Raw genomic sequence first — 5,284 nt, 5'->3', positions numbered from 1 at the left:
TCGTCGTTTGGCCTTAACGGAGAGTTTGATCCTGGCTCAGGACGAACGCTGGCGGCGTGCTTAACACATGCAAGTCGAGCGGAAAGGCCCTTCGGGGTACTCGAGCGGCGAACGGGTGAGTAACACGTGAGTAACCTGCCCCTAGCTCTGGGATAAGCCTGGGAAACTGGGTCTAATACCGGACATGACCTCCCGCCGCATGGTGGGTGGTGGAAAGTTTTTCGGCTGGGGATGGGCTCGCGGCCTATCAGCTTGTTGGTGGGGTGATGGCCTACCAAGGCGACGACGGGTAGCCGGCCTGAGAGGGCGACCGGCCACACTGGGACTGAGACACGGCCCAGACTCCTACGGGAGGCAGCAGTGGGGAATATTGCGCAATGGGCGGAAGCCTGACGCAGCGACGCCGCGTGGGGGATGAAGGCCTTCGGGTTGTAAACCTCTTTCACCACCGACGAAGCTAACGTGACGGTAGGTGGGGAAGAAGCGCCGGCTAACTACGTGCCAGCAGCCGCGGTAATACGTAGGGCGCAAGCGTTGTCCGGAATTATTGGGCGTAAAGAGCTCGTAGGCGGTCTGTTGCGTCTGCCGTGAAAACCCGAGGCTTAACCTCGGGCCTGCGGTGGATACGGGCAGACTAGAGGTAGGTAGGGGAGAATGGAATTCCCGGTGTAGCGGTGAAATGCGCAGATATCGGGAGGAACACCGGTGGCGAAGGCGGTTCTCTGGGCCTTACCTGACGCTGAGGAGCGAAAGCGTGGGGAGCGAACAGGATTAGATACCCTGGTAGTCCACGCCGTAAACGTTGGGCGCTAGGTGTGGGATTCTTCCACGGATTCCGTGCCGCAGCTAACGCATTAAGCGCCCCGCCTGGGGAGTACGGCCGCAAGGCTAAAACTCAAAGGAATTGACGGGGGCCCGCACAAGCGGCGGAGCATGTTGCTTAATTCGACGCAACGCGAAGAACCTTACCAAGGTTTGACATCACCGGAAAACTCGCAGAGATGCGGGGTCCTTTTGGGCCGGTGACAGGTGGTGCATGGCTGTCGTCAGCTCGTGTCGTGAGATGTTGGGTTAAGTCCCGCAACGAGCGCAACCCTCGTTCCATGTTGCCAGCAACACCTTCGGGTGGTTGGGGACTCATGGGAGACTGCCGGGGTCAACTCGGAGGAAGGTGGGGATGACGTCAAGTCATCATGCCCCTTATGTCTTGGGCTGCAAACATGCTACAATGGCCGGTACAGAGGGCTGCGAGACCGTGAGGTTGAGCGAATCCCTAAAAGCCGGTCTCAGTTCGGATTGGGGTCTGCAACTCGACCCCATGAAGTCGGAGTCGCTAGTAATCGCAGATCAGCAACGCTGCGGTGAATACGTTCCCGGGCCTTGTACACACCGCCCGTCACGTCACGAAAGTCGGCAACACCCGAAGCCCGTGGCCCAACCCTTGTGGGGGGAGCGGTCGAAGGTGGGGCCGGCGATTGGGACGAAGTCGTAACAAGGTAGCCGTACCGGAAGGTGCGGCTGGATCACCTCCTTTCTAAGGAGCAGACACTGGCCGCATCACTCGCGATCGCGTGAGGGGTGTGGTCCAGGCGGCTTTCACTGTCGCAGGCGAATGTCCTGCGGGTGGGCCTGCTCACTAGTGGAGCACTGGCTATTCAAACCGGCTGGTTCGGTTGATCGGTTAGTACCGCCCTGGTTCGCCGGGGAGTGGGAACGCGGGTTGGTCGGGTCGGCTGGTTTGAGCACACTGTTGGGTCCTGAGGAAACGGGTGTTCGCACCCGGGCTTCTCAGGCGGGACCTCTCGTGAAGGGGTTCGCGCATACAGGCTGATCTGGTCGCCATACCACACTGACTTTGGTTGGTGGTTTGGTGGTGGCTGGGGGTTGGTTCTGTCCGTGTTTTGAGAACTGCATAGTGGACGCGAGCATCTTTGTTCTTGTCGAGTGTGTTCAAGTTTTTTAGGGCACACGGTGGATGCCTTGGTACCAGGAGCCGATGAAGGACGTGGGAGCCTGCGATATGCCCCGGGGAGTTGGCAACCGAGCGTTGATCCGGGGATTTCCGAATGGGGAAACCTAGCACCTGTCATGGGGTGTTGCCTCCGTCTGAATTGATAGGGCGGTTGGTGGTAACGCGGGGAAGTGAAACATCTCAGTACCCGCAGGAAGAGAAAACAATAGTGATTCCCTGAGTAGTGGTGAGCGAAAGGGGATGAGGCTAAACCATGCGCGTGTGATAGCCGGCGGGTGTTGCGTGTGTGGGGTTGTGGGAGCGCTCTTGCTCGGACCGCCGTTTGAGCGTGAAGTCAAAAAACAGCAGGGTAGTCGAACGATCTGGGATGGTCGACCGTAGTCGGTGAGAGTCCGGTAGGCGAAATCTTGTTGTCTTCATTGAGTGTTTTCCCGAGTAGCACGGGGCCCGTGAAATCTCGTGTGAATCTGCCAGGACCACCTGGTAAGCCTGAATACTCCCTGGTGACCGATAGCGGACTAGTACCGTGAGGGAAAGGTGAAAAGTGCCCCGGTGAGGGGTCGTGAAAGAGTACCTGAAACCGTGTGCCTACAAGCCGTCAGAGCTCCCGCATCTCTTTTGGGGTGTGGTGTGATGGCGTGCCTTTTGAAGAATGAGCCTGCGAGTTATGGTGTGTGGCGAGGTTAACCCGTGTGGGGGAGCCGTAGCGAAAGCGAGTCTGAATAGGGCGTTTTTAGTCGCATGCTGTAGACCCGAAGCGGAGTGATCTACCCATGGGCAGGTTGAAGCGCGGGTAAGACCGTGTGGAGGACCGAACCCACCAGGGTTGAAAACCTGGGGGATGACCTGTGGGTAGGGGTGAAAGGCCAATCAAACTCCGTGATAGCTGGTTCTCCCCGAAATGCATTTAGGTGCAGCGTTGCGTGTTTCTTGCCGGAGGTAGAGCTACTGGATGGCCTAGGGGGCCTACAAGCTTACTGAAGTCAGCCAAACTCCGAATGCCGGTAAGTGAAGCGTGGCAGTGAGACTGCGGGCGATAAGGTTCGTAGTCGAGAGGGAAACAGCCCAGATCACCGGCTAAGGCCCCTAAGCGTGTGCTAAGTGGTAAAGGATGTGGAGTTGCCGTGACAACCAGGAGGTTGGCTTAGAAGCAGCCACCCTTGAAAGAGTGCGTAATAGCTCACTGGTCAAGTGATTCCGCGCCGACAATGTAGCGGGGCTCAAGCACATCGCCGAAGCCGTGGCATCCCAACAATACTCAGGCGTACTTGTACGTCCAGGGGTTGGGGTGGGTAGGGGAGCGTCGTGTGGGCTGTGAAGCGGCGGCGTGAGCCAGTCGTGGAGACCACACGAGTGAGAATGCAGGCATGAGTAGCGAATGAGGGGTGAGAAACCCCTCCGCCGGATGACCAAGGGTTCCTGGGGCAGGCTAATCCGCCCAGGGTAAGTCGGGACCTAAGGCGAGGCCGTGAGGCGTAGTCGATGGACAACGGGTTGATATTCCCGTACCCGCTGACATGCGCCCATGCTGAACCCACTGACACTAACCATGTGAGCTCGGCTTGATCCCTTCGGGGGTCTTGTCTGAGGGAGTGTGGGACCTGAGGTGGTAGTAGGCAAGTGATGGGGTGACGCAGGAGGGTAGCTCAGCCCAGGCGATGGTTGTTCCTGGGGTAAGCATGTAGGGCGCACCATAGGTAAATCCGTGGTGTATTAAGCCTGAGATGTGATGCCGAGCCGATTTAGGCGAAGTGAGTGATCCCATGCTGTCGAGAAAAGCCTCTAGCGAGTATGTCGGCGGCCCGTACCCTAAACCGACTCAGGTGGTCAGGTAGAGAATACCGAGGCGATCGGGTGAACTGTGGTTAAGGAACTCGGCAAATTGCCCCCGTAACTTTGGGAGAAGGGGGGCCCCTGCTGGTGACCAGACTGGCTTTGTGAGCTGGTGGGGGTCGCAGATACCAGGGGGAAGCGACTGTTTACTAAAAACACAGGTCCGTGCGAAGTCGTAAGACGCTGTATACGGACTGACGCCTGCCCGGTGCCGGAACGTTAAGGGGACCGGTTAGTCCTTCGGGGCGAAGCTGAGAACCTAAGCGCCGGTAAACGGCGGTGGTAACTATAACCATCCTAAGGTAGCGAAATTCCTTGTCGGGTAAGTTCCGACCTGCACGAATGGCGTAACGACTTCCCCACTGTCTCAACCACAGGCCCGGTGAAATTGCACTACGAGTAAAGATGCTCGTTACGCGCAGCAGGACGGAAAGACCCCGGGACCTTCACTATAGCTTGGCATTGGCGTTTGGAGCGTCTTGTGTAGGATAGGTGGGAGACTGTGAAGCCATCACGCCAGTGGTGGTGGAGTCGTTGGTGAAATACCACTCTGGTCGTTTCGAGCGTCTAACCCGCGCCCGTGTATCCGGGTGGGGGACAGTGCCTGGTGGGTAGTTTAACTGGGGCGGTTGCCTCCCAAAGAGTAACGGAGGCGCCCAAAGGTTCCCTCAGCCTGGTTGGCAATCAGGTGTCGAGTGCAAGGGCACAAGGGAGCTTGACTGTGAGACAGACATGTCGAGCAGGTGCGAAAGCAGGGCCTAGTGATCCGGCACCACCGTGTGGATGGGGTGTCGCTCAACGGCTAAAAGGTACCCCGGGGATAACAGGCTGATCTTGCCCAAGAGTCCATATCGACGGCAAGGTTTGGCACCTCGATGTCGGCTCGTCGCATCCTGGGGCTGGAGTAGGTCCCAAGGGTTGGGCTGTTCGCCCATTAAAGCGGCACGCGAGCTGGGTTTAGAACGTCGCGAGACAGTTCGGTCCCTATCCGCTGTGCGCGTAGGAGACTTGCGAGGGTCTGTCCCTAGTACGAGAGGACCGGGACGGACGAACCTCTGGTGTGCCAGTTGTACCGCCAGGTGCATGGCTGGTTGGCTACGTTCGGTCGGGATAACCGCTGAAAGCATCTAAGCGGGAAGCCTTCCTTTAGATGAGGTCTCCCAACCCTAGTGGTTGTAAGGCCCCCAGCTAGACGACTGGGTTGATAGGCCGGAGATGGAAGCACCGTGAGGTGTGGAGTCGACCGGTACTAATAGGCCGAGTGGCTTGACACACACCTCTTCAAGAGCTGCGTTAAAGATGTTCGCGTTCACTGTGCGGTTCCCGGGACACGGCCGGGAACTTACGACCCCCGGAATCCCGTTAGGCGTTTCGGTGGTTATGGCGAAGGGGAAACACCCGGTCCCATTCCGAACCCGGAAGTTAAGCCCTTCAGCGCCGATGGTACTGCACTGGAGACGGTGTGGGAGAGTAGGACAC

General features: G+C 58.2%; 3 rRNA genes. All 3 read left to right on the top strand.

The features are described from left to right. Positions 1 to 13 precede the first annotated feature (13 nt). Positions 14 to 1,534, top strand: a 16S ribosomal RNA gene (locus tag ABEA24_RS53225). Positions 1,535 to 1,948: 414 nt separating this feature from the next. Then, positions 1,949 to 5,079, top strand: a 23S ribosomal RNA gene (locus ABEA24_RS53220). 96 nt (positions 5,080 to 5,175) lie between these two features. Beyond that, positions 5,176 to 5,284 (top strand): 5S ribosomal RNA (gene rrf / locus ABEA24_RS53215); the annotation flags it as partial.

Origin of the sequence: Actinoallomurus vinaceus (assembly GCF_039542055.1) — a bacterium.
GTDB classification, from domain to species: domain Bacteria; phylum Actinomycetota; class Actinomycetes; order Streptosporangiales; family Streptosporangiaceae; genus Actinoallomurus; species Actinoallomurus vinaceus.
The sequence above is the reverse complement of the archived record's forward strand: the minus strand, read 5'-3'. Positions and strand labels throughout refer to the sequence as shown.